Origin of the sequence: Pseudomonas sp. RA_105y_Pfl2_P56 (assembly GCF_963970845.1) — a bacterium.
GTDB classification, from domain to species: Bacteria; Pseudomonadota; Gammaproteobacteria; order Pseudomonadales; family Pseudomonadaceae; genus Aquipseudomonas; species Aquipseudomonas baetica_A.
Map to the genome: position 1 here is coordinate 21,108 of NZ_CAXAPL010000021.1, position 20,445 is coordinate 41,552.

18 protein-coding genes and 2 pseudogenes are annotated in these 20,445 nt (G+C 60.1%); 10 read left to right on the plus strand and 10 right to left on the minus strand.

Annotation, left to right across the window (positions count from 1 at the left end):
• Positions 1 to 20: 20 nt before the first annotated feature.
• Positions 21 to 554: a cysteine hydrolase family protein gene (locus AACY11_RS15805; RefSeq protein ID WP_339495213.1), complete on the plus strand. Its 534-nt coding sequence runs from the start codon at positions 21 to 23 to the stop codon at positions 552 to 554.
• Here AACY11_RS15805 and AACY11_RS15810 read toward each other — a convergent pair.
• Positions 526 to 831 (minus strand): TetR family transcriptional regulator C-terminal domain-containing protein, encoded by a 306-nt coding sequence (locus tag AACY11_RS15810; RefSeq protein WP_339495215.1) that lies wholly within the window; start codon positions 829 to 831, stop codon positions 526 to 528. The genes AACY11_RS15805 and AACY11_RS15810 overlap by 29 nt on opposite strands.
• Before the next feature lie 185 nt (positions 832 to 1,016).
• Between AACY11_RS15810 and AACY11_RS15815 the strand changes: the two genes are divergently transcribed.
• Positions 1,017 to 1,652, plus strand: coding sequence for a hypothetical protein (locus AACY11_RS15815; RefSeq protein WP_339495217.1), 636 nt, complete (start codon positions 1,017 to 1,019; stop codon positions 1,650 to 1,652).
• A 41-nt stretch (positions 1,653 to 1,693) separates the two neighbouring features.
• Here the strand turns inward: AACY11_RS15815 and AACY11_RS15820 are convergent, their stop codons facing one another.
• Both AACY11_RS15820 and AACY11_RS15825 read right to left on the minus strand, forming a co-directional pair.
• Positions 1,694 to 2,239: a hypothetical protein gene (locus tag AACY11_RS15820; RefSeq protein WP_339495219.1), complete on the minus strand. Its 546-nt coding sequence runs from the start codon at positions 2,237 to 2,239 to the stop codon at positions 1,694 to 1,696.
• 53 nt (positions 2,240 to 2,292) lie between these two features.
• Positions 2,293 to 2,610 (minus strand): DUF7693 family protein, encoded by a 318-nt coding sequence (locus AACY11_RS15825; protein WP_339434104.1) that lies wholly within the window; start codon positions 2,608 to 2,610, stop codon positions 2,293 to 2,295.
• A 173-nt stretch (positions 2,611 to 2,783) separates the two neighbouring features.
• On the opposite strand from AACY11_RS15825, the gene AACY11_RS15830 reads away from it, so the two are divergent.
• Positions 2,784 to 4,229: a SulP family inorganic anion transporter gene (locus AACY11_RS15830; RefSeq protein ID WP_339434105.1), complete on the plus strand. Its 1,446-nt coding sequence runs from the start codon at positions 2,784 to 2,786 to the stop codon at positions 4,227 to 4,229.
• A 53-nt stretch (positions 4,230 to 4,282) separates the two neighbouring features.
• Here AACY11_RS15830 and AACY11_RS15835 read toward each other — a convergent pair whose 3' ends face one another.
• On the minus strand, positions 4,283 to 4,795 hold the full coding sequence (locus AACY11_RS15835) for a carboxymuconolactone decarboxylase family protein (RefSeq protein ID WP_339434106.1): 513 nt from the start codon (positions 4,793 to 4,795) through the stop codon (positions 4,283 to 4,285).
• A 133-nt stretch (positions 4,796 to 4,928) separates the two neighbouring features.
• On the opposite strand from AACY11_RS15835, the gene AACY11_RS15840 reads away from it, so the two are divergent.
• Complete coding sequence (locus tag AACY11_RS15840) at positions 4,929 to 5,744, plus strand: AraC family transcriptional regulator (protein ID WP_339495222.1); 816 nt, start codon at positions 4,929 to 4,931, stop codon at positions 5,742 to 5,744.
• 3 nt (positions 5,745 to 5,747) lie between these two features.
• Here the strand turns inward: AACY11_RS15840 and AACY11_RS15845 are convergent, their stop codons facing one another.
• Positions 5,748 to 6,641 (minus strand): DMT family transporter, encoded by an 894-nt coding sequence (locus AACY11_RS15845; protein WP_339495224.1) that lies wholly within the window; start codon positions 6,639 to 6,641, stop codon positions 5,748 to 5,750.
• Positions 6,642 to 6,732: 91 nt separating this feature from the next.
• Here AACY11_RS15845 and AACY11_RS15850 point away from each other — a divergent pair, with 91 nt between their 5' ends.
• Positions 6,733 to 8,064: an aminotransferase-like domain-containing protein gene (locus AACY11_RS15850; RefSeq protein WP_339495225.1), complete on the plus strand. Its 1,332-nt coding sequence runs from the start codon at positions 6,733 to 6,735 to the stop codon at positions 8,062 to 8,064.
• A 55-nt stretch (positions 8,065 to 8,119) separates the two neighbouring features.
• Positions 8,120 to 8,521, plus strand: coding sequence for a c-type cytochrome (locus AACY11_RS15855; RefSeq protein ID WP_339434110.1), 402 nt, complete (start codon positions 8,120 to 8,122; stop codon positions 8,519 to 8,521).
• Between the two features lie 13 nt (positions 8,522 to 8,534).
• On the opposite strand, the gene AACY11_RS15860 is transcribed toward AACY11_RS15855, so the two are convergent.
• The 3 genes and pseudogenes from AACY11_RS15860 to AACY11_RS15870 form a co-directional block, all read right to left on the minus strand.
• Positions 8,535 to 10,211 (minus strand): sensor domain-containing diguanylate cyclase, encoded by a 1,677-nt coding sequence (locus AACY11_RS15860; protein WP_339495227.1) that lies wholly within the window; start codon positions 10,209 to 10,211, stop codon positions 8,535 to 8,537.
• 160 nt (positions 10,212 to 10,371) lie between these two features.
• Positions 10,372 to 10,614: pseudogene (locus AACY11_RS15865) on the minus strand (hypothetical protein); the annotation flags it as partial.
• A 123-nt stretch (positions 10,615 to 10,737) separates the two neighbouring features.
• Positions 10,738 to 11,307 (minus strand): annotated as a pseudogene (locus tag AACY11_RS15870) (chorismate mutase).
• Between the two features lie 196 nt (positions 11,308 to 11,503).
• Between AACY11_RS15870 and AACY11_RS15875 the strand changes: the two are divergent.
• Entirely contained in the window at positions 11,504 to 12,862 is a 1,359-nt protein-coding gene (locus AACY11_RS15875; RefSeq protein WP_339495229.1) for an MATE family efflux transporter, read from the plus strand.
• Between the two features lie 74 nt (positions 12,863 to 12,936).
• On the plus strand, positions 12,937 to 13,494 hold the full coding sequence (locus tag AACY11_RS15880; RefSeq protein WP_339495230.1) for a YceI family protein: 558 nt from the start codon (positions 12,937 to 12,939) through the stop codon (positions 13,492 to 13,494).
• 17 nt (positions 13,495 to 13,511) lie between these two features.
• Here AACY11_RS15880 and AACY11_RS15885 read toward each other — a convergent pair whose 3' ends face one another.
• Both AACY11_RS15885 and AACY11_RS15890 read right to left on the minus strand, forming a co-directional pair.
• Complete coding sequence (locus AACY11_RS15885) at positions 13,512 to 14,549, minus strand: AraC family transcriptional regulator ligand-binding domain-containing protein (RefSeq protein ID WP_339495232.1); 1,038 nt, start codon at positions 14,547 to 14,549, stop codon at positions 13,512 to 13,514.
• 8 nt (positions 14,550 to 14,557) lie between these two features.
• Complete coding sequence (locus AACY11_RS15890) at positions 14,558 to 15,472, minus strand: GGDEF domain-containing protein (RefSeq protein ID WP_339433847.1); 915 nt, start codon at positions 15,470 to 15,472, stop codon at positions 14,558 to 14,560.
• Positions 15,473 to 15,877: 405 nt separating this feature from the next.
• Between AACY11_RS15890 and AACY11_RS15895 the strand changes: the two genes are divergently transcribed.
• Positions 15,878 to 18,421 carry a TonB-dependent receptor gene (locus AACY11_RS15895; protein WP_339464569.1) on the plus strand — a complete coding sequence of 848 codons (2,544 nt, stop codon included), beginning with the start codon at positions 15,878 to 15,880 and terminating at the stop codon, positions 18,419 to 18,421.
• A gap of 59 nt (positions 18,422 to 18,480) precedes the next feature.
• On the plus strand, positions 18,481 to 20,385 hold the full coding sequence (locus AACY11_RS15900) for a phytase (protein WP_339433845.1): 1,905 nt from the start codon (positions 18,481 to 18,483) through the stop codon (positions 20,383 to 20,385).
• The last annotated feature ends 60 nt before the right edge of the window (positions 20,386 to 20,445 follow it).

Below are 20,445 nucleotides of genomic sequence, written 5' to 3' on the forward strand. Positions count from 1 at the left end.
TTGATCAAGGAAGGCTCATCATGACAACCGCATTACTGATCATCGACGTCCAGCGTGCCCTGTGCTCGGGCCAATACCAGTGCTACGACATCCTCCGCGTGATCGACACCATCAACGACCTCAGCACCCGCGCGCGTCAGTCAGGGGTTCCGGTGGTGTTCATTCAACATGAGGAAAACGACAGCCCCCTGGCCCATGGCGCCGATGGCTGGCAACTCGCCGAAGGGCTTGAGACCTCGGCGAACGATCTGCGAGTACGCAAAACCACACCGGACTCTTTCTATCAGACCGATCTGAGCAAGCTGCTGCCGATCGAAGACTTTGAAAGCCTGGTGATCTGCGGCCTGCAAACCGACTACTGCGTCAACGCTACCGTGCGCCAGGCCCATCAGTTGGGTTACGACGTGGTGCTGGCCTCGGACGCTCATTCCACCCTTGATAACGGCAACATGAAGGCTGAAGACATCATTGCCGAACACAACAAAGACCTCGCGCACCTGACCGGTTCCGTGGCGCGGGTCGACGTCAAACCTGCCGTCGATATCGTGTTCTAGCCACACCGAGTCGTCCATGTGGGAGCGGGCTTGCTCGCGAAAGCGGTGGGTCATTCAACATTGCACTGCGATTCGGCGTGCAGCAATCACGGCATTCAGCCGGCGACTGCTGACTGCCGAACAGCCGTTCAGCGCTGGACACTTCGGCGATGCACGGATGCTCGCGAGCGATCCGAATTCGCGCCGCCACATAGGCGCGCAAGCCGATCAGCGGATCATCGCTTTCGCGCAGCACCGCCGAGGCTTCCCGCAGCGGTTCGACAAAACCCGGCAGCACTTTGCAGTAAAGGTTTTCCTTGGTCTGGAATCAGTCAGCTCGTTTGGCATCAGTGAAGACAAATTTTTTGCCAGTTTTTCCCATTCAGTCTTTCCCCAAACGGTCGCGCGCTCTAGAATCCGCCCGGCTTCCGAGGTGGAGGCGTATTGCCATCATTCGGCATTGTTTACAGAGGGACAGACATTATGCAATTCGGGAAAGTCCTGGCGCTGGGCCTGGTCATCACGCTGGGCGGTTGCGCCAGTTTCACCCAAGATGAAGTGGCGCCGGTGACACTGCCGTCGATGGCCAATTACGCCAATAAGCCAAATGTTTATGTTGATTTCGATTTCTATCAGGGCGAGCCGAAAAGTGCCTCTGCCACTGAAGTGCCGCAGGCGCGCGATCAACTCAAGCCACAACTGCAGAAAATCCTCTCCGACTCCGGCCTGTTCGGCCGTGTCACTCTGGACGAATTTAAGAAGCAGCCGGGCGACTACAACCTGCGTTTGAAGGTGTACAACCATCCGCCTAATGGTGGGCAAATGGTGCTGGCGTTCATCAGCGGTTTCAGCATGATGGTGATCCCGGCTTATGGCACCGATCAGTACACCATGAGCCTGGAAACCCTCGATGATCAAGGTCAGGCGACGACGACCGCGAGCAATCACGATGCAATTGGCACCTGGTTCGGTATCTGGTTCATCCCGCTGATGGCCAACACGCCTAAAGAGGCAATGAGTGACACCTTCACTCGCCAGGTCAACGCACTGCTCAAGCAAATGGTCGAGCGCAACAGCCTGAAATACTCATCACTTGGAGCCCAAATCCCACGGGCCTGAAGCCAAAAAAAGAGCCGCGATTGCGGCTCTTTTTTTGTCTGTTACTTCAATGCCTGAACGAACTGCGGATCGCTGTACAGTTCCTTCAGCAGGTCACGCAGCATCGGGTTGTAAGCGTTGACCGCGTTCGGGATCGCAATAAACCCGAAGAAACTGCTGCTCCATTGGCTGCTGACATTCTTGGTCGCGTCGTACACCACATCGTTGCCGTTGAGCAGGGTGAAACGCGCAGCCAGTTTGCCGTTACCCGTGCCCATGCCGGCGCTGAGTTCGTTCTTCACCACCAGCACTTTCAACTGACGCTGCGCTTGCGGATCCAGCAGACCGGCCTTGCGCAGTTCTTCGGTGATGGCGTCCTGGATGTGCGCCGGGATGCTGCCGGACGGTGAACGGACAGGATTGGCGCGCACAAACAGCGAGCCTTCACCGGATTGCGCGGTGACCTGAGGATTGCTGATCGCATGCAGCGGCGGGGTTTGTTTGAGCTTCTGGACGTTTTCGTAGCTCGGTTCATAGCGGGTCATGGTCATGCCACACCCTTGCAGCAACAGCGCCAACATCGGGATCAACGATAGCGACTTCTTCACGGCAGTTCCTTGCGTGGGAATATAAGGGGGGGCGAATTATGGGCATAGTGCCATCATTGAGCAACCGTGTTCGCCGGCCCCATCAACAAGGCTTCAACCTGCGCCAATTCCCAGGTACTGAGCAAACTCACCGGATCAGTGCCATAGCGCTGCCACGTCTCAAGCGTGCCTTCCTGGCCATCGGGATTGCGGGCGTATTCACAGTGATGCAACTGTTGTCCTGCAAAATCCAGCAGCAGGTGCCAGCCTTCGATGTCGACCACTACCCATCCTGATCCGGTGGATGTTTCGCACACCTTGAGCGCGAGTACGCCCAGCGCAGCCTCACGCAATCGTTGGCAAACCTCGCGGGCGGTCAGAAATACAGCCATGTTCGAACTCGATCAGTGCACAAGAGCGCCAGCATAAAGCGCGGGTCCACAAGTGTCAGCGATCACTGGCCCCATCGCGGACAATTCCGTAACATTCGCAACCCTCTTTTGCGCAACACTCTTTTCACCCAATAAAAGCGGCCGTGTTTGTCGGCCGCTCAATCAGGTAAGCCATGAAACCGATACGTCTGCGCGCCGATGTCCTGGCCGGACTCACTACCTCGTTCGCCCTGTTGCCCGAATGCATTGCATTTGCGCTGGTGGCCCACCTCAATCCGCTGATGGGCCTGTACGGCGCCTTCATCATTTGTACGCTGACCGCGTTGTTCGGTGGCAGGCCTGGGATGGTCTCCGGTGCGGCAGGTTCGATGGCGGTGGTAATCGTTGCGCTGGTGGTGCAGCAAGGCGTGCAATATCTGCTGGCAACGGTGTTGCTGGGCGGTTTGATCATGATGGCGTTCGGGCTGTTGCGCCTGGGTAAACTGGTGCGAATGGTGCCGCACCCGGTGATGCTCGGCTTCGTCAACGGCCTGGCGATCATCATTGCGCTGGCGCAACTGGAGCATTTCAAGAGCGGTGAAGACTGGCTCAGCGGCACGCCGCTGTACCTGATGACCGGGCTTGTGCTGTTGACCATGGCTATCGTCTACATCTTGCCGCGCCTGACCCGTGCGGTGCCGCCGGCACTGGTGGCGATCCTCGGTGTTGGCCTGCTGGTGTATCTGCTCGGCCTGCCGACCCGCACCCTCGGTGACATGGCGCATATCGCTGGTGGCCTGCCGACCTTCGCGTTGCCGGACATCCCGTGGAACTTTGAAACCCTGCGCATCATCGCCCCCTACGCGATCCTGATGGCGTTGGTCGGCCTGCTGGAAACCCTGCTGACCCTCAACCTCACTGACGAAATCACCGAAACCCGTGGCTACCCGGATCGCGAATGCGTGGCGCTGGGTGCGGCGAACATGGTTTCCGGTGCCTTTGGTGGCATGGGCGGCTGCGCGATGATCGGCCAGACCGTGATCAACTTGAGCTCTGGCGGGCGCGGGCGTTTATCCGGCGTGGTGGCGGGCGTGCTGATCCTGTTGTTCATTCTGTTTCTGTCGCCGCTGATCGAACGTATTCCGTTGGCGGCGCTGGTCGGCGTGATGTTCGTGGTCTCGCAGCAGACCTTCGCGTGGGCCTCGTTGCGGGTGGCGAACAAAGTGCCGCTCAACGATGTGCTGGTGATCATCGCTGTGACCATCATCACCGTGTTCACCGATCTGGCCACGGCGGTGCTGTGCGGGATCATCATCGCCGCGTTGAATTTTGCCTGGCAGCAGGCTCGCGAGTTGTACGCCGATCAGCACATGGAAGCCGACGGCAGCAAACTCTATCGCTTGCACGGCACGCTGTTTTTCGCCTCGGCGACGCCGTTCCTCAACCAGTTCGACCCGGCCAACGATCCGCAAAAAGTGACGCTGGATTGCCGGCATTTGAGCTTTGTCGATTACTCGGCGATTGCCGCGCTGAAAACCCTGCGTGAGCGTTACGAAAAGGCCGGCAAGCATTTGCAGGTGTTTCATCTGTCGGAACGCTGCAAGAAACTGCTCAAACGTGCCGGAGTGGAGCACCACTGATCAACAGTGGGAGCCAGCAACCTGGCTCCCACAGGGTTTTGTGTATCCAGGTTTCAGATTGCCGGGAAATCGATATCGGTCAACGCTGCATTGTTCAGGTAGTTGGTCAGTGTCTGTACCGCCACCAGCGCAATCACCTCAATTATTTTCGTGTCATCGATCCCGGCAGCGCGGGCGGCGGCAATCTGCTCATCGCTCAACTGACCTCGGCTTTCGGTGAGTTGATGGGCGAGGGCGGCGTAGGCATTGAGTTCGCCCTGACGCGCTGCGCCGATGTCCTGCGCCGATAGTCCGGCCTTGCTGGCAAACAGGGTGTGCGCCGCCAGGCAATAATCGCAACCGTTGACCTGCGAAGTGGCGAGGTAAACCGCTTCTTTCTCCTTGGCGCTCAGCGAGGTTTTACCGAGTATCGCGGAAGCTTGCAGGTAGGTCTCAAGCGCCACCGGGGCCTTGGCCAGTGTGGTGAACACGTTGGGCAGGAAGCCGATTTTCTTTTTTACGCCTTCGAGTACCGGGCGGGTGGCGTCGGTGGCGGTGTCGAGGCTGATAGCGTGGATGCGGCTCATGGTGATTCTCCGAAAGTCCGGTGCGAAGTGCACCGGCGATGGAGAGGATGTTAATGAGGGTGACTGGCGTATTGGATGCAAATCGTCGAGGATATGCGACAGTTCGTCCAGATATGCCGTTGAGGAGTCGCCCATGGATCGCCTTTCCACGTTACTCAGTCATTTCGCTGTCCATGCCGGCACGTTTCACAGCGGCAACTTTTGCGGCATCAGCGTTCACGACGGCGAGCCAAACGGGCATGTGCATCTGCTGCAGGCGGGGGAGTTGTTGCTCAAACCGGGCAATGAGCGTGAGATACGACTCGATGAACCGTCGCTGGTTTTTTTTCCCAGACCCTTTGCCCACCGATTGTTTGCCGACGAGTCCATGGACACGAGAGTGGTCTGCGCGACACTGACCTTTGACGGCGGCTCCGGAAACGCTCTGGCGGCCGCGCTGCCGGATTATCTGGTGCTCAAACTCACCGAGATCCCCGAGCTGGGCAATACCCTGGAGTGGCTGTTCAAGGAAGCTTTCGAAGGGCATTGCGGGCGCGTCGCCGTGATGGATCGGCTGTTCGAATTGCTGGTGATTCTGCTGTTGCGCCACCTCATCAGCAATCGTGACCAACAACCGGGGATGATGGCCGGGCTGGCCGATCCGCGTTTGTCTCGCGCCTTGAACCTGATACACGAACAACCGGCAAAACCTTGGAGCGTGGCTGACCTGGCGACTGCTGCCAATCTGTCCCGCGCCGGATTTGCCGAGCAGTTTCGCCGCGTCGTCGGGCAGACTCCGGCCGATTACCTGCTGAGTTGGCGGGTCAGCCTCGCGCAGAAACGCCTGCGCGAGGGCAAACCGATTGCACTGATCGCCGAAGAGGTCGGTTACGAAAGTCCTTCGGCGCTGGCCCGGGCGTTTCGACGCAAGACCGGATCAAGCCCTCGGGAGTGGAAGGCCGGCACTTGAGCATTATTGGGCGAATTTCTTCGCCCCGGCCACACACACAATCACGCCCAGCGTCACCGCGAGCATGCCGATGCTGACTTGTTCATGCAGCAACGTCGCGGCCAGCGCCAAACCGAAAAACGGTTGCAACAACTGCAACTGCCCCACTGCCGCGATCCCGCCCTGCGCCAGTGCGCGATACCAGAACACAAACCCGATCAACATGCTGAACAGCGACACGTAGGCCAGGCACAGCCACGCCGACAGGCTGATGTGATTGAGCGAGGCGGGCGCCAGCCACAGACTCAACAGTGCCATCACGGGTAACGACAACACCAATGCCCAGCAGATCACCTGCCAGCCGCCGAGGCTTCGCGACAGTTTTGCGCCTTCGGCATAACCCAGGCCGCACGCCAGAATCGCCGCGAGCATCAGCAAGTCACCGGTGGGCGAGGCGCTGATACCCTGGGATAGCGCGAAGCCCACCACCAAGGCACTGCCCAGAAGCGAAAAGCCCCAGAACACCGGTCGAGGCCGCTCACCGCCGCGCAGCACGGCGAACATCGCAGTAGACAGTGGCAGCAATCCTACAAAAACAATCGAATGCGCCGACGTGACGTGTTGCAACGCGAGTGCGGTCAACAGTGGAAACCCAAGCACCACACCCATGGCCACAATCAGCAACGACCGCCACTGAGTCGGTGCCGGTCGCCGCGCTCGAAACAACCACAGCCATGTCACCGCCAACAACCCGGCGATGGCGGCGCGCACCACGGTGAGAAACACCGGATCGAACTCCAGCACCGCCACCCGCGTGGCCGGCAGCGATCCGCTGAAGATCACCACGCCGATAAAGCCGTTGATCCAGCCGCTGGTTTTTTCCACGGCCGGGTGAGTCAGGTTCGAAATCCGTTCCATGTTAAGGCACGCTCAAAGGTGGGGTTGCATTGCCGCCATGCTGGGGCCGAAAATCAGCACAATCAAAGAATTGTCATGGATACATTCCGACATGCCACGCTCGCGCTACAAGACCCTCGTTGACCTCTACGCCGCCGATATTCGCGCGGGACGTTTGGCGCCCGGTACGCGATTGCCCACTCATCGAGAACTGGCCGCCAAAGAGGGGTTGGCGTTGGTCACGGCCTCGCGGGTGTACGCCGAACTGGAGGCGATGGGCCTGGTCAGCGGCGAGACCGGACGAGGGACGTTTGTGCGTGAAACGTCGTTATCGGCGGGGCTGGGCATTGATCAAAAGGACGTAGCGGTCGGCATGATCGACCTCAATTTCAATTACCCGTCGCTGCCCGGTCAGGCTGACCTGTTGCGCACTGCGCTGCGGCAATTGGCATTGTCCGGTGATCTCGAAGCGCTGCTGCGCTACCAACCCCACGCGGGTCGTCAACACGAACGCGCCTCTGTCGCTCGACACTTGCAAACCCGTGGCGTACAGGTCGACACCGAGCAAGTGCTGATCGTTAACGGTGCCCAGCAAGGACTGGCGGTGACGTTGATGGCGCTGCTCAAACCGGGCGACGTGATCGCGGCGGATGCGCTGACCTATTCCGGGTTCAAGGTGTTGGCCGAGGCCCTGCATCTGGAAGTGGTGGCGATCCCGCTCGGCGATCAGGGGCCGGATCTTCAGGCGCTGGAAAAGCTCTGTCGCAGCCGTTCGGTGCGCGCCGTCTACAGCATGCCGACCCTGCACAATCCGTTAGGGTGGGTGACGCCTCTTGAGCAGCGTGAGCAACTGGTCGCGATTGCCCGGCGGCATGATCTGACAATCATTGAAGATGCGGCCTACGCGTTTCTGGTGGAAAACCCACCGCGTGCGTTGGTCGACCTGGCGCCTGAGCGCACGGTGTACGTGACGGGACTTTCCAAGAATATTGCCACGGGCCTGCGCGTCGGTTTTATCGCGGCGCCTGCGCCCAGGGTGCCGGCACTGGAGCGCATCATTCGCGCTACCACCTGGAACACGCCGGGCGTGATGACGGCGCTGGCCTGCGGCTGGCTCGACGACGGCACCGTCACACGGCTTGAAGAACAAAAACGCCAAGACGCCAAGGCGCGCCAGGCATTGGCCGCCGAGTGGCTCAAAGGGCTGACCTGCATCGGCCATCCGTCCTCGTACTTCCTGTGGCTACCGCTGCCGGAAGACGTGCGCGCCGATCAAATGGTCGTCGAATTGATGCACGAACAGATTTCGGTCACCACCGCCGAGCCGTTTTCCGTGTCGCCCCATGCGCCACACGCGATTCGCCTGGCATTGGGCTCGGTGGACATGGCGGTGTTGCGCCAGGCCTTGATCACTGTCAGAAAGGTCGTTGGCGCTTACCTGTGAAAACCAAAGTGCTACCCTTGCGCCGCCCGTCTTTTATGCCGACCCGGAACCCTAAATGAAAAACCGCGCGTCACTGTCTTCAGTTCTGATCCTCACGGCTGGCTTGCTCAGCATCACTGCCCACGCCGCAGGCGACCCTGAAGCCGGCGCAAAAATCTTCCCGCGCCTGTGTGGCGGCTGCCATCAGGTCGGCGAATCCGCTCGCCCGGGATTTGGCCCACAGCTCAACGGCATCATCGGTCGACCGGCCGGGACGTCGGCGAATTACGTGTATTCCGAAGCAATGAAGAACTCAGGGGTGACCTGGGATCACGAAACACTGAAGGCTTACCTGAAAGATCCCAAGGGCGTGGTGCCGGGCACGCGGATGATTTTCTGGGGGCTGAGCGACGAGGAAAAACTTGAAAATCTGCTGGCGTATCTGCAGGTGTTTTCCCCGGTAGGCGCTGCCCAGTGAAACCAGGCAACGCCTACGGTTGTGTCGGCGTTGCACTGTAACCGTGGCTGGCCACTTGATTACGACCCGCCGCTTTGGCCTGATACAACTGCTGATCCGCGCGCTTGATCAGATTGCCGGGGCTGTTGTCCGCCGGGTCAGCCAACCCGACACCGACGCTGACCGTCACCTGCCCGGCGGTGGCGAAATCAGCCTCGGCCACTGCAGCGCGGATCTTCTCGGCGACCCTCTCAGGCGTGTCGGGCATGCTGATTTCCGGCAGCAGCACGGCGAACTCCTCACCGCCGTAACGTGCCACGAAGTCGGTGGTGCGCAGGCTGGTCTGAATCAATTGCGCCAATTGTTGCAGCACTTCGTCGCCGATCGCATGACCGTGGGTGTCATTGATGCGTTTGAAGTGGTCGGCGTCGATCAGCAGTAACGCGAACGGCCGCCCCGTGCGCCGGAACAGCAGGCTGTATTCGGTGAGTTTTTCGTCGAAACGGCGACGGTTGAAGACGCCGGTCAGGGCGTCGTGAGTCGCGAGGTTCAGCAACTCGGCGTTGGCCTGCATGAGGTCGGCGGTGCGTTGTGCCACGGTGGCTTCGAGCGTGGCGTTGGCTTGCTGCAGTTCGCGCTCTTTGCCGAGCAGCGAATGGGTCATCGCCTCGATTGACTGGCCGAGCTGGGCAATTTCCCGAACCGGATGTTGAAGAGGGAAGTGCGCGCCGGGCTGGTTGTCCTGTACCTGTTTGGCCGAGCGCGCGAGTTGCTCGATCGGACGGCTCAGATACAGCGCCAGGTAATACGCCACCACACCAAATATCACGGCTGCGAAAACCCCAAGAATCAACAGCTTATAGAGCAGCAGGTGTGCCGGTTGCAGTGCGGTTTCCAGTGGCTGACGTAAGGCAATCGACCACGACAGTTTCGTGGTTGATGGCGTGGGCACGGTGACCATGCTGGTCAGATAACCGTTACCGACGGACCATCCGCTCGACTTCGAATCGTTCGTTGCCAGTTGCTGGCCCATCAGGGCTTCGGGATACAAGACCTTCCCGTCGTTATCGATGATCAGCGCCTCAATGTCCGGCGAAGCGTTCTTGTGCGAAAACGCCGCCGATTCGACGATACGCGTGATCCAGCTCCAGTGAGCGTGGGCGCCGAGCACGCCAATCACCTGACCTTCGGCATTGTGGATGGGGGCGGCAAAATCGATAAAACGCAGCGGTTCGCCGTTTGGCATGCCCGGGAGTAACTTGGCCAGCAGCACGGCTTCATGGGGATCACCGGTGTATTGGCCACGTAACCCGGCCTGAAACCACGGTCGTTGCTGCACCGATTGACCGACCAACAGCCCATTCACGGCTTGATGTACGCGACCCTCGGCGTCGGTTACACCCATCCACGCGTACTCGGTACGCGCCTGAGTGCGCAACTGCATCGACTTCAGAATCGCCGGGTTATCGAGATCGCCACGCTCCAGATGAGGCGCCCGGCTGAGCATATAAACCTCAAGCTGGCGCTCGCGCAGTTGTTCGCCGAGCGACGTGGCCGCCGACCGCGCAGTATTGAGCAGCGCATTACCGCTGGCCTGTTTCATCTGTTCGGTGGCGATGTGCCCGACATAAAAGCCGACACTCAACAACGTCAGCAGGGACACACCGGTAAACCAAAGGGTGAGGTGGCTACGCAGACTGGCTTTGAGCATGAGCGATGTCTGTCTTTGTGTGAGTGGCGCCATGGTATGCGACATCGTCGATGGGCTGCCAGCGATGTGGTTGATGAAACGTGCCGAAACAGTGGACGCAAAAAAGCCCGGCTGATCAGGCCGGGCTCTTCGATGGGACAGTGGTGGCGCCAGTGATTCATGCAACGCGGCGTTCGATCAGACGATCCGAGCCACCCTCGGCAACACGGCGTTCGATCAGACGATCCGAGCCACCCTCGGCAACACGGCGTTCGATCAGACGATCCGAACCCCCTTCAGCGACACGACTTTCAATCAACCGATCCGAGCCGCCTTCAGCGACCAGGGTGTGAGCGGGAGTGGCGGCAAAAGCGTTAACTGCGAAAACCGAGAAAGCGAGGCTGAGAAGGGTTTGGCGTTTCATGATCGTGTGCTCCGAGGTGTATTGGGTTTGTCTGGAGCCGATGTTACGCCGCGGATTTTTTATGAGAACTTCATTGACGTGATGGTGACTATCGATGCCAGCGATGTCTGCCCGAACCCCGTCCTACGGGGCTATTGCCCGAATACACAACTCCCCGGTTGCGCGGGTCAGCGCCAACGCATGCAACGCGTCATGGGTCAGACCGCTGCGCGCCTTGGCGAGCCAGGCCGGGCAACTGGAATCATGACGATAAGGCGCAAAGTCGGCATATTGCTGCAGCAGACGGGTTTGCAGTTCATCCAGACGCGGGCGAATCTACTTGCCCAGATCCGGGCGCGGCGTGTTCGGAGCGGCACCGGCCGCTTGCCATTGGGCCAGCAAACCGTATTGCACCAGTTTGTTGGCTTCCATTTGCGCGGCAATCAACTGCGAGACATCTTCCGGATCGAGCTTGCGCTCGCTGGCCAGCGTGCGGGCATTGGCGATGACCTGCGCTTCCCGTGGACTGTCCTGAATCGGTTTGCCGCTGTCCCACTTGGTCAAAGCGACGAGATCGCCGATATTCAGGCGTTCGTTCAGTGTCAGCAGCAACGGTTGCAAGGACTCAGGAGCTGGCGTCGATGTAGCAGCGTGAGAAGTGCCAGCGAGTAAGGCTAGGCCAGTGCTGATCAGCAGCTTTCGAAAGGGGGGCATTAACAGAACCTCAATGGATGACATTAACGGGTTGTTGTTTACCACAACTGCGAACCGACACATAACAGACCCATGCCCGTTACACAGACAAGGTGCGCAAGAATCAACACTGACTGAAATGTTAATTGCACCCCGCACCCAACTCACCGAAGCTATCCTCAATCAGCCTTCCCGCCGTCGAGATGGACCTCATTTAATGCAAACCCCCAGCGCCACCAAACCCCTCTGGCAAACCTACCTGCTGTTCCTTGCGCCGATGGTACTGTCCAACTTCCTGCAATCGATGTCGGGCACGATCAACAGCATCTACATCGGCCAGATGCTGGGCACCCAGGCGCTGGCGGCGGTGTCGGGCATGTTTCCCGTGGTGTTCTTTTTTATCGCTCTGGTGATTGGCCTGGGTGCGGGCGCGGGTGTGTTGATCGGTCAGGCGTGGGGCGCGCGCGAATCGCACATGGTCAAGGCGATTGCCGGGGCAACGCTGTTGCTTGGGGTGTTGATTGGTCTGGTGGCAGCGGTGTTGGGCAGTGTGTTTGCGCGGCAGGCGTTGACGGGGTTGGGCACGCCCGCCGACGTGCTGGACGATGCGGTGGCGTATGCCCATGTGATGATGTGGATTTTGCCGTCGCTGCTGGCCTTTGTGCTGTTCACGCAGTTGTTGCGCGGGGTGAGCGACACGGTTTCGCCACTGCTGGCACTGATGGTGTCGACCTGTGTGGGGCTTGCGCTGACACCGGCGTTGATTCGTGGCTGGTTCGGCTTGCCGCAACTGGGCATCCAGAGTGCAGCGTTTGCGGGGCTCGCCGGCAACCTGTCGGCGATGGCGTGGCTTGCATGGCGGCTGATCCGCAAGGGTCATCCATTGGCGCCCGATCGCGAGTTCTTTAAAGCGCTGCGCCTGGACGGGGTGATTCTTGGCAAGGTCCTGCGCATCGGCCTGCCGACCGGCGTGCAGATGATCGTGCTGTCGCTGTCGGAACTGGTGATTCTGGCGCTGGTCAACCAGCACGGTTCGCAAGCGACGGCGGCGTATGGCGCGGTGACGCAGATCGTCAACTATGTGCAGTTCCCGGCGTTGTCGATTGCGATCACCGCTTCGATCCTGGGCGCACAGGCCATCGGGGCCGGGCGGCTGGAGCGCATGGGGCCGATCCTGCGCACGGGGCTGTTGATCAATGTGTGCCTGACCGGTGGCCTGATTGTGCTGGGCTATGTGCTGTCGCACTGGTTGCTCGGGTTATTCCTCACCGACGACTCGACCCGAGCAATGGCTGAACACCTGTTGCACATCATGTTGTGGAGCCTGTTGGTGTTCGGTTTCCAGGCAATCATCGGCGGGATCATGCGCGCCAGTGGCACGGTGTTGGTGCCGGTGGTGATTGCGATTGTCTGCGTGGTGGGCGTGCAATTGCCGGCGGCGTATTGGCTGGACGGGCACTTTGGCTTGCAGGGTGTGTGGATGGCGTTTCCGGTGGCGTATCTGGGCATGCTGGTGTTGCAGACGTTGTATTACAAACTGGTCTGGCGGCATCAGAAGATTGAACGCCTGGTCTAGTGGTTGGCATAACCGCCCGTTGTTTGCTTAAGTCAACCGAGTCCCTCGACGGCAAGCGCTGCCCGGAGAACCCCATGTCGATCCGATTGCTGTTGGCCGCTGTGTTGTCCCTCTGCGCTGTACCCGCCGCGCGCGCTGTCGAGTACACCCGGGTCAACACGCATGCCAGTCAGATCAGCTTCACCTACAGCCAGATGGGCTCGCCGATGTACGGGACCTTCGGCCAGTTCGACGCGACGCTGGACTTCGATACCGACAACCCCGCCAGCGCTCACACCTTCTTGCGCATCTACCTGAAGAGCATTGATGCCGGCAGCGAAGATGCCAATACCGAGCTGGTCAAATCGGCATGGTTCGACACCGGGAAATTCCCGGTGGCGGTGTTCGAATCGGGTCGCGTCAGCCAGGTTTCCGACAATCACTACCTGATCGACGGCAAACTCACCCTCAAGGGCATCACCCGCGAAGTGCAGGTGCCGGTGCAATTGAAATCAGGCAGCAATATCGGCATTTTCGACGGTGCATTGCTGCTCAAACGTGATGAGTTCGGCCTCGGCGCGGGGGAGTGGGCGGACACCTTCGTGTCCAGGGACATCGCTATCAAGTTCAAGATCGTGGCACCACAGCGCTGAGGTGCAGGCATGTCCTTTCAGTGGCTGCCAAACAACTGGCGGATCAGGTTGGGGGTGCTGCCGGTCCAGCGCTTGAATGAGCGGCGAAAGTTTGCCGCATCACTGAAACTCAGGTACTCGGCCACTTCCTCGTTGCTCATGCCTTTGACCTGATACAGGTACAGCGCGACGTGTTTGCGCACCAGGTCCACTTGTTGCTGGAACCCGGTGTTGTGTTTTTGCAGCTTGCGCTTGAGGGTGGCCGGGCTCATGGCGAAAACCTGTGCGGCTTGTTCCAGGCTTGGTGGCTGACGGACGTGATCCTGCAAGTGGCGATACAGGCAATCGGTGAAGCTTTCGGTAAAGCCCAATTGCTCGATCTGTCGCAAGGCTTCCTGGCGGGCGACCTGACCGGCCGTCGCCGATGCTCCCGGCCATGGCCGGGCGAGAAATTCCCGCGGAATGCGCATCAGATCCAGCGGTCGCTTGAACTGCGTGTGCTCGCCCAGGTGCACCCAATATTGCTCGACATAACGCGGTTCAGCGTGACTGAAACTGCATTCCCATGGCAGGCGTTGGCCGCTGAGCCACTGACTCATGGCCACCAGCGAAGTCATGCCTGCTTCCAGCAGAAACCGCCATTGCTCGCCGGCGCCGCAGCTGTCCAGCCAGTAGATGTAGGCAAAGCTGTCATCGAGTAACAGGCGCGGCGTCATCAATGGACTGAGCAGGGCCTGTTGCTGCACCAGTGTGTCAAGCGCTTGATGCAGGTTTTGTGCGTGGCGCAACGCATGGCTGGCGGCCCCGTAGTGCCCGGGCAGCAAGCGTTGACCGAACAGGAAACTGCTGTCATCGGCGTCGAGCAAACGGCGACTGTTACCGATCAGACCGAGAAACTGCTGCGCACTGAGGCGAGTCTGGCCGGCCAGAATGTCTTCGTGAAACAGCCCCGTGCCGCGTAGCAGCCGATGGCTGTCGATGTCCCGCGAGAGCGCCAGGTCGATCAGCGTTGCGGGTTGGTAATGCCCGGGAATGAAACGACTGTCGGTTTCGTACCAATTGGTTTTGACGGTCATGGTTGGCCTCAGGCGCTTTTGGCCAGCGGCGACTTGGCGCGTGCCAGCGCCAGGTTCAAGCGTTTGAGCAGCACTTCAGGCGTTTCCTCCAAAGCCATCACCACCGCTGTGCTGGCCGACAGTTGCAAGCGTTCGCCATGTTGCCGGGTCTTGTGCGCCAGGGCCTGCACGCTGAGTTGCAGTTCTTGCGCCAGCAGTTGCGCCTGACGCTCGCCGGTATTGGGTAGCAACACCACAAAACGGTCGCCGGCCAGACGACACAGCAGATCCTGACGGCGCAGGTTCAGCAGCAGCAAATGGCTGAGGGCTTGCAACACGGCATCGCCTTCGACATGCCCGTAGGCCTGATTGATCGCGGCGAAGTTATCCAGGTCGAGCACCAGCAACGACAGTGGTTGTTGCTGCACGAGGCTCTCGGCGAGGCTGGCAGTCAGTTGCCGTTTCAGGTAATCGGCGCTGCCCAGCGGAGTGAGTTTGTCGAACAGCCGATGCTCACGGAACAGTCGCTCGCGTTTCTCCATCTGCGCGCTGATTGCCAGTTGCTCACGGTGCCAGTGATAGATGCCGATGGTCAGCAGGATCATGCCCACGGGCATCGGCCCGGATTCGAGCCAGTGATCCCAAGTGATGCTGGCGGGCAGACGGATGAACTCGTCGAGCCAGTCGATCCACCAGGAAAAGAAAATGCAGCTCAGGCCCAGTGCCAGGTAGTTCGTGACCCGTCCGGCCGGGCGGCTTTTCAGCACTAGCCCCAGCCAGACCAGTGCCAGCAGCGCCGAACCGCCTTCGCCGATGATGTCCAGCCAGACCCACTCTCTGGACGATTTGAGCTCCCCGCACGCCAGAAGCAGGAGTAACCCGAGGTTGGCCGTCAGCAGCAGTGCGGCGAGTTTCCAACGGTGGGGTTTGAGCACTGAGAACATGGCCGCGATCCTTTGGCGAAAAAGCAATGCGCGCCAGCACAGCAGATGTTTGTGACAGCCGGGTGACGGTGGCGGGAGGTCGAATCAGCTCACTGAGGCAGGTGAATTTTTTCAAAAACACCTCCGGCCCTGTGGGAGCGGGCTTGCTCGCGAAGGCGTCGAGTCAGTCAACGCATCGCGCCATGACACACCGCCTTCGCGAGCAAGCCCACTGCCACAGAGAGAAGTCGTGTGCGCAAGAGGTCATTTCAGCTCATTTGTCGCGGTGAATGCCGGCAAACCCCCGGTTTACAGGGTCCTTCGCCCAACCCTGTCACAGAAGCGTCATGCCTCATCCCTAGCTTGCCCTTCCAGTTGCCGGGCCACTTGCCTGGCCTGACCGGACTCTTATGGGGGAGGACACACATGTACCAGCGCAGCAGTTATCCGCGCAGCGGCACCGTCGGGCTCTTCAGTTTCACCCTGACCGCTTTGGCCATGGCGATGACCAGCGAGCGCTTGCACGCTGCCGATGCCAGCGCCAATGTCGAACACGTCGAAGTGGTCGGCCAGGCGGCGAGCATCGACTCGGCGCTCAAGCAACAGCGTCGTTCCGACAATATCGAAAGCGTGGTGCATGCCGACGGCGTAGCGCAGTTGCCGGACGAGAACGTTGCCGAGGCGGTGCAGCGCTTGCCGGGCATCAGCGTTGAACGTGATCAGGGCGAAGGGCGCTTTGTCAGCGTGCGCGGCCTGGGGCCGGACCTGAACAGCGTGACCATCAACGGCACGCTGGTGCCATCCCCGCAAAGCGAACGCCGCGCCGTGGCCCTCGACGTCTTGCCTTCAGAGTTGGTGCAGTCGCTGTCCGTCATCAAGACCCTGACCCCGGACATGGACGCCAACTCGCTGGGTGGCACGGTCGATGTCAAAAGTCTTTCGGCGTTCGATCACAAAGGCTTGTTCTACACCGGCAGTACCGAGGCCAGCTATGACAAGAACACCCACCAGACCAGCCCCAAGTTCTCCGGCGCGGTCAGCGACCGATTCAGCCTCGGCGATGGCATCGACAACTTCGGTGTCGCCGCTGCGCTGAGTTGGCAAAAGCGCGATTTCGGCTCGGATAACGTCGAAACCGGCGGCGCCTGGGATTTTGCGCGCGGTGCGCAATTGGAAGAGTTCGAACAGCGTGACTACGACATCAGTCGCGAACGCACCGGCGGCGGTCTGAACTTCGATTACAAACCCGACGACCTCAGCAGCTATTACCTGCGCACGCTGTACAGCCGCTATAAGGACAGCGAGACACGCAACTCCACCAGCATCGAGTTTGCCGACCCGCAGGCTGCCGGCGTACTGGGCGATGCCGAAGGCAAACGCAAACTCAAGCAGCGCGAGGAGACCCAGGAAATTCAGTCTTACGTGTTCGGTGGCGAACGCATGATCGGTCTGTGGACGCTCAGCGGTCAGGCCGGCTACAGCCGTTCCAGCGAAGACAGCCCGGGCCACATCGCCAACGCGGCGTTCGAGGGCAATGACGATTTTGCCAACAGCGGTTTTTACAGCAACGACAAGCCGCGCCCGATCCTCGGTGAGGATTTCTACAACGCCAATCATTTCACGCTCGACAAGGTCGACTGGGAAAAGCAGAACACCACGGACACCGAGAAGAACCTGCGTCTGGATCTGGCCCGGGACTATGACTTGAGCGGTTATGCGTCTCAGGTCAAATTCGGCGGCAAAGTCAGCCGTCGTAACAAGGACAACGACCTCGATGCCTGGGTTTACAAAGACTTCGATGGGCTCGGTTTCAGCGACGATGCACTCAACCTCAGCCGCTTCGCCAAGGGCTCGGTGGATTATCGTCTCGGCCAGTTCGGGCCGGGGATCAGCACCCGTGCAATCAAAAACCTGATCGGCGGGCTGAACCCAGACGACTTCTATGACGAGACCGAATCAACGGTCAACGACTTCAAGATGAGCGAGGACATCAACGCCGGTTACCTGATGAACACGATCGATATCGATGATTGGCGGTTCATCGCCGGCCTGCGCTATGAGGGCACCGAGTTCGAAGCCAAAGGCACCGGGGCCACCGACGGTGACTTCCAGGCCACCGAGACCAAACGCCGTTATCACCACTGGTTGCCCGGCCTGCATGCGCGCTATCAACTGGATAAAAACACCCAGGTGCGTGCGGCATGGACCAAGTCCGTGGTGCGTCCGACGTTCGGCCAGCTCGCCCCGGGGTTTGTCATCGATGACGATGAAGCCACGTTCGGTAACCCGGATCTGAAACCGCTGGAGTCGAGCAACCTTGACCTGGGTATCGAGCACTACATGGGCCATGCCGGCACGGTGTCGGCGTTCGTGTTCTACAAAGACATCAAGCACTTCGTCTACAACACGGATCTGGCCGGCTCGGGTGCCTGGGCCAGCTTCTCCGAAGCCCACAGCTTTGCCAACGGCGACAGCGCCAGACTCTATGGCCTGGAGTTGGCGTACTCGCAGAAATTCGATTGGTTGCCGGCACCTTGGAACGGTCTGTTACTGGGGGCCAACACCACCTTCAGCCGCTCGGATGCCGAGATCGAAGGCTTCGACGCCGCCAGTGGTCGTCACCGCAAACGCAGCATCGATCTGCCCAGCCAGTCCGACACGGTCGGCAACCTGATGCTCGGCTGGGAAAACGACAAGGTCAGCCTGCGCCTGTCGGCCAACTACAAATCCGATTACCTCTACGAATTGGCTTCGATCAATGACAAGGCGCATGACCTGCACGTTGATGCGCAGACCTTCGTCGACTTCAGCGCACGTTATTCACTGACGAAGGACCTGCAACTGAGTTTCGAGGCGCAAAACCTCACCGATCAGCCGTATTTCGTTTCCACCGGCAACCGTTCCTACAACGGCCAATACGAAGAATACGGCCCGACCTACAAGCTCGGCCTGACCTTCACCCACTTTTAATCCCCGGATGGCGGCCGGGTGCCGCCGTCGATCCACGCACGACAAGGATTCTGCGGTTCATGAGTATTTCTTTGCGACATAAACGCTGGCGACTGGGCGCACTGATCGCCCTGACCGCGAGCCAAGCGCTGGCCGCCACGCCGAGCCTGACACTCACTCCGTGGGCGCCGACACTCAAACTCCAAGCCTTGGGTTTTTTGCCGGGCGACGCACGGCTTGGCGTCAGTTTCACTGAAGGCTTGTTGGTGCTTGATGGCCAAGGCGCTGAACTGGCGCGTTTGCCCGGTTCTTTCAGCGGGTTGGACAGCCGCGCAGACGAACATCACGTCTGGGTCGCCAGCGTCGACAACGCCAGTCAGCGAGCGCTGGTAGTCAGCCTTGATCCGGCCCAACGGCAATGGGGCACGCCGCTGTACCTGCCGACCCGAGACTTCGCGGTCAACGGTTTGTGCCTGTACCGCGACAGCGCCGACAACCTGTTTGTGTTTCTGGTTGGCGAGGAGGGCAAGGGCGAGCAATGGCTGGTGGGTAACGGCGTCACGCTCAACACCCGGGCGCAACGGGTGCGGGGGCTGCCCCTGCCGCCGTCGGCGCAGTTTTGCCAGGTCGATGATGCTGCCGAGCAATTGGTGGTCAACGAAGAGAACGTCGGTTGGTGGGCGTATCCGGCCCATGCCGAAGCCGACGTGCAGCGCTCACCGGTCGCCCTGCGAGAACCGTTCGGCCAGATCAAAGGCGAGGCGGGTGCCATGGCGTTGGTAGCGGGTGGCATTATCGGCCTCGACCCGAAAGCCGCGCAGTTGCACCTCTACCAGCAACAGGCGCAGGGCTGGTCGGCACAAGCGACGTTGCCGTTGTCGGGCTTGAAGGAGCCGGAAAATCTGGCCGTGCGCCAAACCGCCAAAGGTCTGCAAGTGCTGATCCGCGACGATGACGATGGACGCGCCTATCAAGGCCATCTCGACTGGCAAGCCACACCGGTTGCGTTGCCACCGAAGCTGCCCGATGTCGCGGCGCAGGTGCAGAGCGATCCGGTCGCACGTCAGGGCGATGCGGCAGATGACCCGGCCATTTGGGTGCATCCGCAGCAGCCATCGCTGAGTCGCGTATTGGGCACCAATAAAAAACAGGGTCTGCTGGTGTATGACCTGCAAGGCAAGCAGGTGCAGGAGTTGCCGGTCGGACGCCTGAACAACGTCGATGTGCGCCCCCACTTCAAACTCGGCGCGCTAACGGTCGATCTGGCCGTGGCCAGCCATCGCGATCACAACAGCCTCAGCCTGTTCGCCATCGACCGCCAAAGCGGCGAGTTGCGCGATATCGGCGAAGTGCCCACACCGTTGAACGACATTTACGGCCTCTGCCTGTTTCAACCGGCCAGCGGTGAGATCTACGCCATCGCCAACGACAAGGACGGCACCTTCCTGCAATACCGCCTCGACGCTGCGAACGGCCAGGTTCAGGGCGAGTTGGTGCGCCGCTTCAAGGTCGACAGCCAGCCCGAGGGTTGCGTCGCCGACGATCAGCGCCAGCGCCTGTTTATCGGCGAAGAGGATGTCGGTGTCTGGGCGGTAGACGCCCGCGCTGATCAGCCGGCGACCCTCACCAGTGTGATCAAGGTCGGTGGGCTGCTGCACGCGGATGTCGAAGGTCTGGCGCTCTATCAGAGTCTGGCGCGGGACTATCTGGTGGTGTCCAGCCAGGGCAACGACAGCTATCTGGTGCTGGATGCCGAGCCTCCGTTTGCTGTGCAGGGTGCATTGCGCGTCGGTCTCAACGCGGCGGCGGGCATTGACGGGGCGTCGGAAACCGATGGCCTGGAAGTGACGTCGGTCAACCTCGGTGGGCCATGGAGCCAAGGCATGTTGGTGGTGCAGGACGGTCGCAAACGGATGCCCGAGCAAAGCCAGAACTTCAAGTTCGTGCCGTGGGCCGAGGTCAGCAAAGCGCTGAAATTACCCTGATCCGTCATCAACCGGTCATCACTTTTTCATCGAATAACGGCGCGGTCGTTGCTCCGGCAA

Excerpts from the sequence above, each read along its gene's own strand:
- AACY11_RS15860 (WP_339495227.1), bottom strand. The coding sequence starts at position 10,211 with ATGCTCAAAGCCAGTCTGCGTAGCCACCTCACCCTTTGGTTTACCGGT.
- AACY11_RS15815 (WP_339495217.1), top strand. The coding sequence starts at position 1,017 with ATGCAATTCGGGAAAGTCCTGGCGCTGGGCCTGGTCATCACGCTGGGC.
- AACY11_RS15885 (WP_339495232.1), bottom strand. The coding sequence starts at position 14,549 with ATGACCGTCAAAACCAATTGGTACGAAACCGACAGTCGTTTCATTCCC.
- AACY11_RS15855 (WP_339434110.1), top strand. The coding sequence starts at position 8,120 with ATGAAAAACCGCGCGTCACTGTCTTCAGTTCTGATCCTCACGGCTGGC.
- AACY11_RS15830 (WP_339434105.1), top strand. The coding sequence starts at position 2,784 with ATGAAACCGATACGTCTGCGCGCCGATGTCCTGGCCGGACTCACTACC.
- AACY11_RS15835 (WP_339434106.1), bottom strand. The coding sequence starts at position 4,795 with ATGAGCCGCATCCACGCTATCAGCCTCGACACCGCCACCGACGCCACC.
- AACY11_RS15850 (WP_339495225.1), top strand. The coding sequence starts at position 6,733 with ATGCCACGCTCGCGCTACAAGACCCTCGTTGACCTCTACGCCGCCGAT.
- AACY11_RS15840 (WP_339495222.1), top strand. The coding sequence starts at position 4,929 with ATGGATCGCCTTTCCACGTTACTCAGTCATTTCGCTGTCCATGCCGGC.
- AACY11_RS15845 (WP_339495224.1), bottom strand. The coding sequence starts at position 6,641 with ATGGAACGGATTTCGAACCTGACTCACCCGGCCGTGGAAAAAACCAGC.
- AACY11_RS15900 (WP_339433845.1), top strand. The coding sequence starts at position 18,481 with ATGAGTATTTCTTTGCGACATAAACGCTGGCGACTGGGCGCACTGATC.
- AACY11_RS15890 (WP_339433847.1), bottom strand. The coding sequence starts at position 15,472 with ATGTTCTCAGTGCTCAAACCCCACCGTTGGAAACTCGCCGCACTGCTG.
- AACY11_RS15805 (WP_339495213.1), top strand. The coding sequence starts at position 21 with ATGACAACCGCATTACTGATCATCGACGTCCAGCGTGCCCTGTGCTCG.
- AACY11_RS15895 (WP_339464569.1), top strand. The coding sequence starts at position 15,878 with ATGTACCAGCGCAGCAGTTATCCGCGCAGCGGCACCGTCGGGCTCTTC.
- AACY11_RS15875 (WP_339495229.1), top strand. The coding sequence starts at position 11,504 with ATGCAAACCCCCAGCGCCACCAAACCCCTCTGGCAAACCTACCTGCTG.
- AACY11_RS15880 (WP_339495230.1), top strand. The coding sequence starts at position 12,937 with ATGTCGATCCGATTGCTGTTGGCCGCTGTGTTGTCCCTCTGCGCTGTA.
- AACY11_RS15825 (WP_339434104.1), bottom strand. The coding sequence starts at position 2,610 with ATGGCTGTATTTCTGACCGCCCGCGAGGTTTGCCAACGATTGCGTGAG.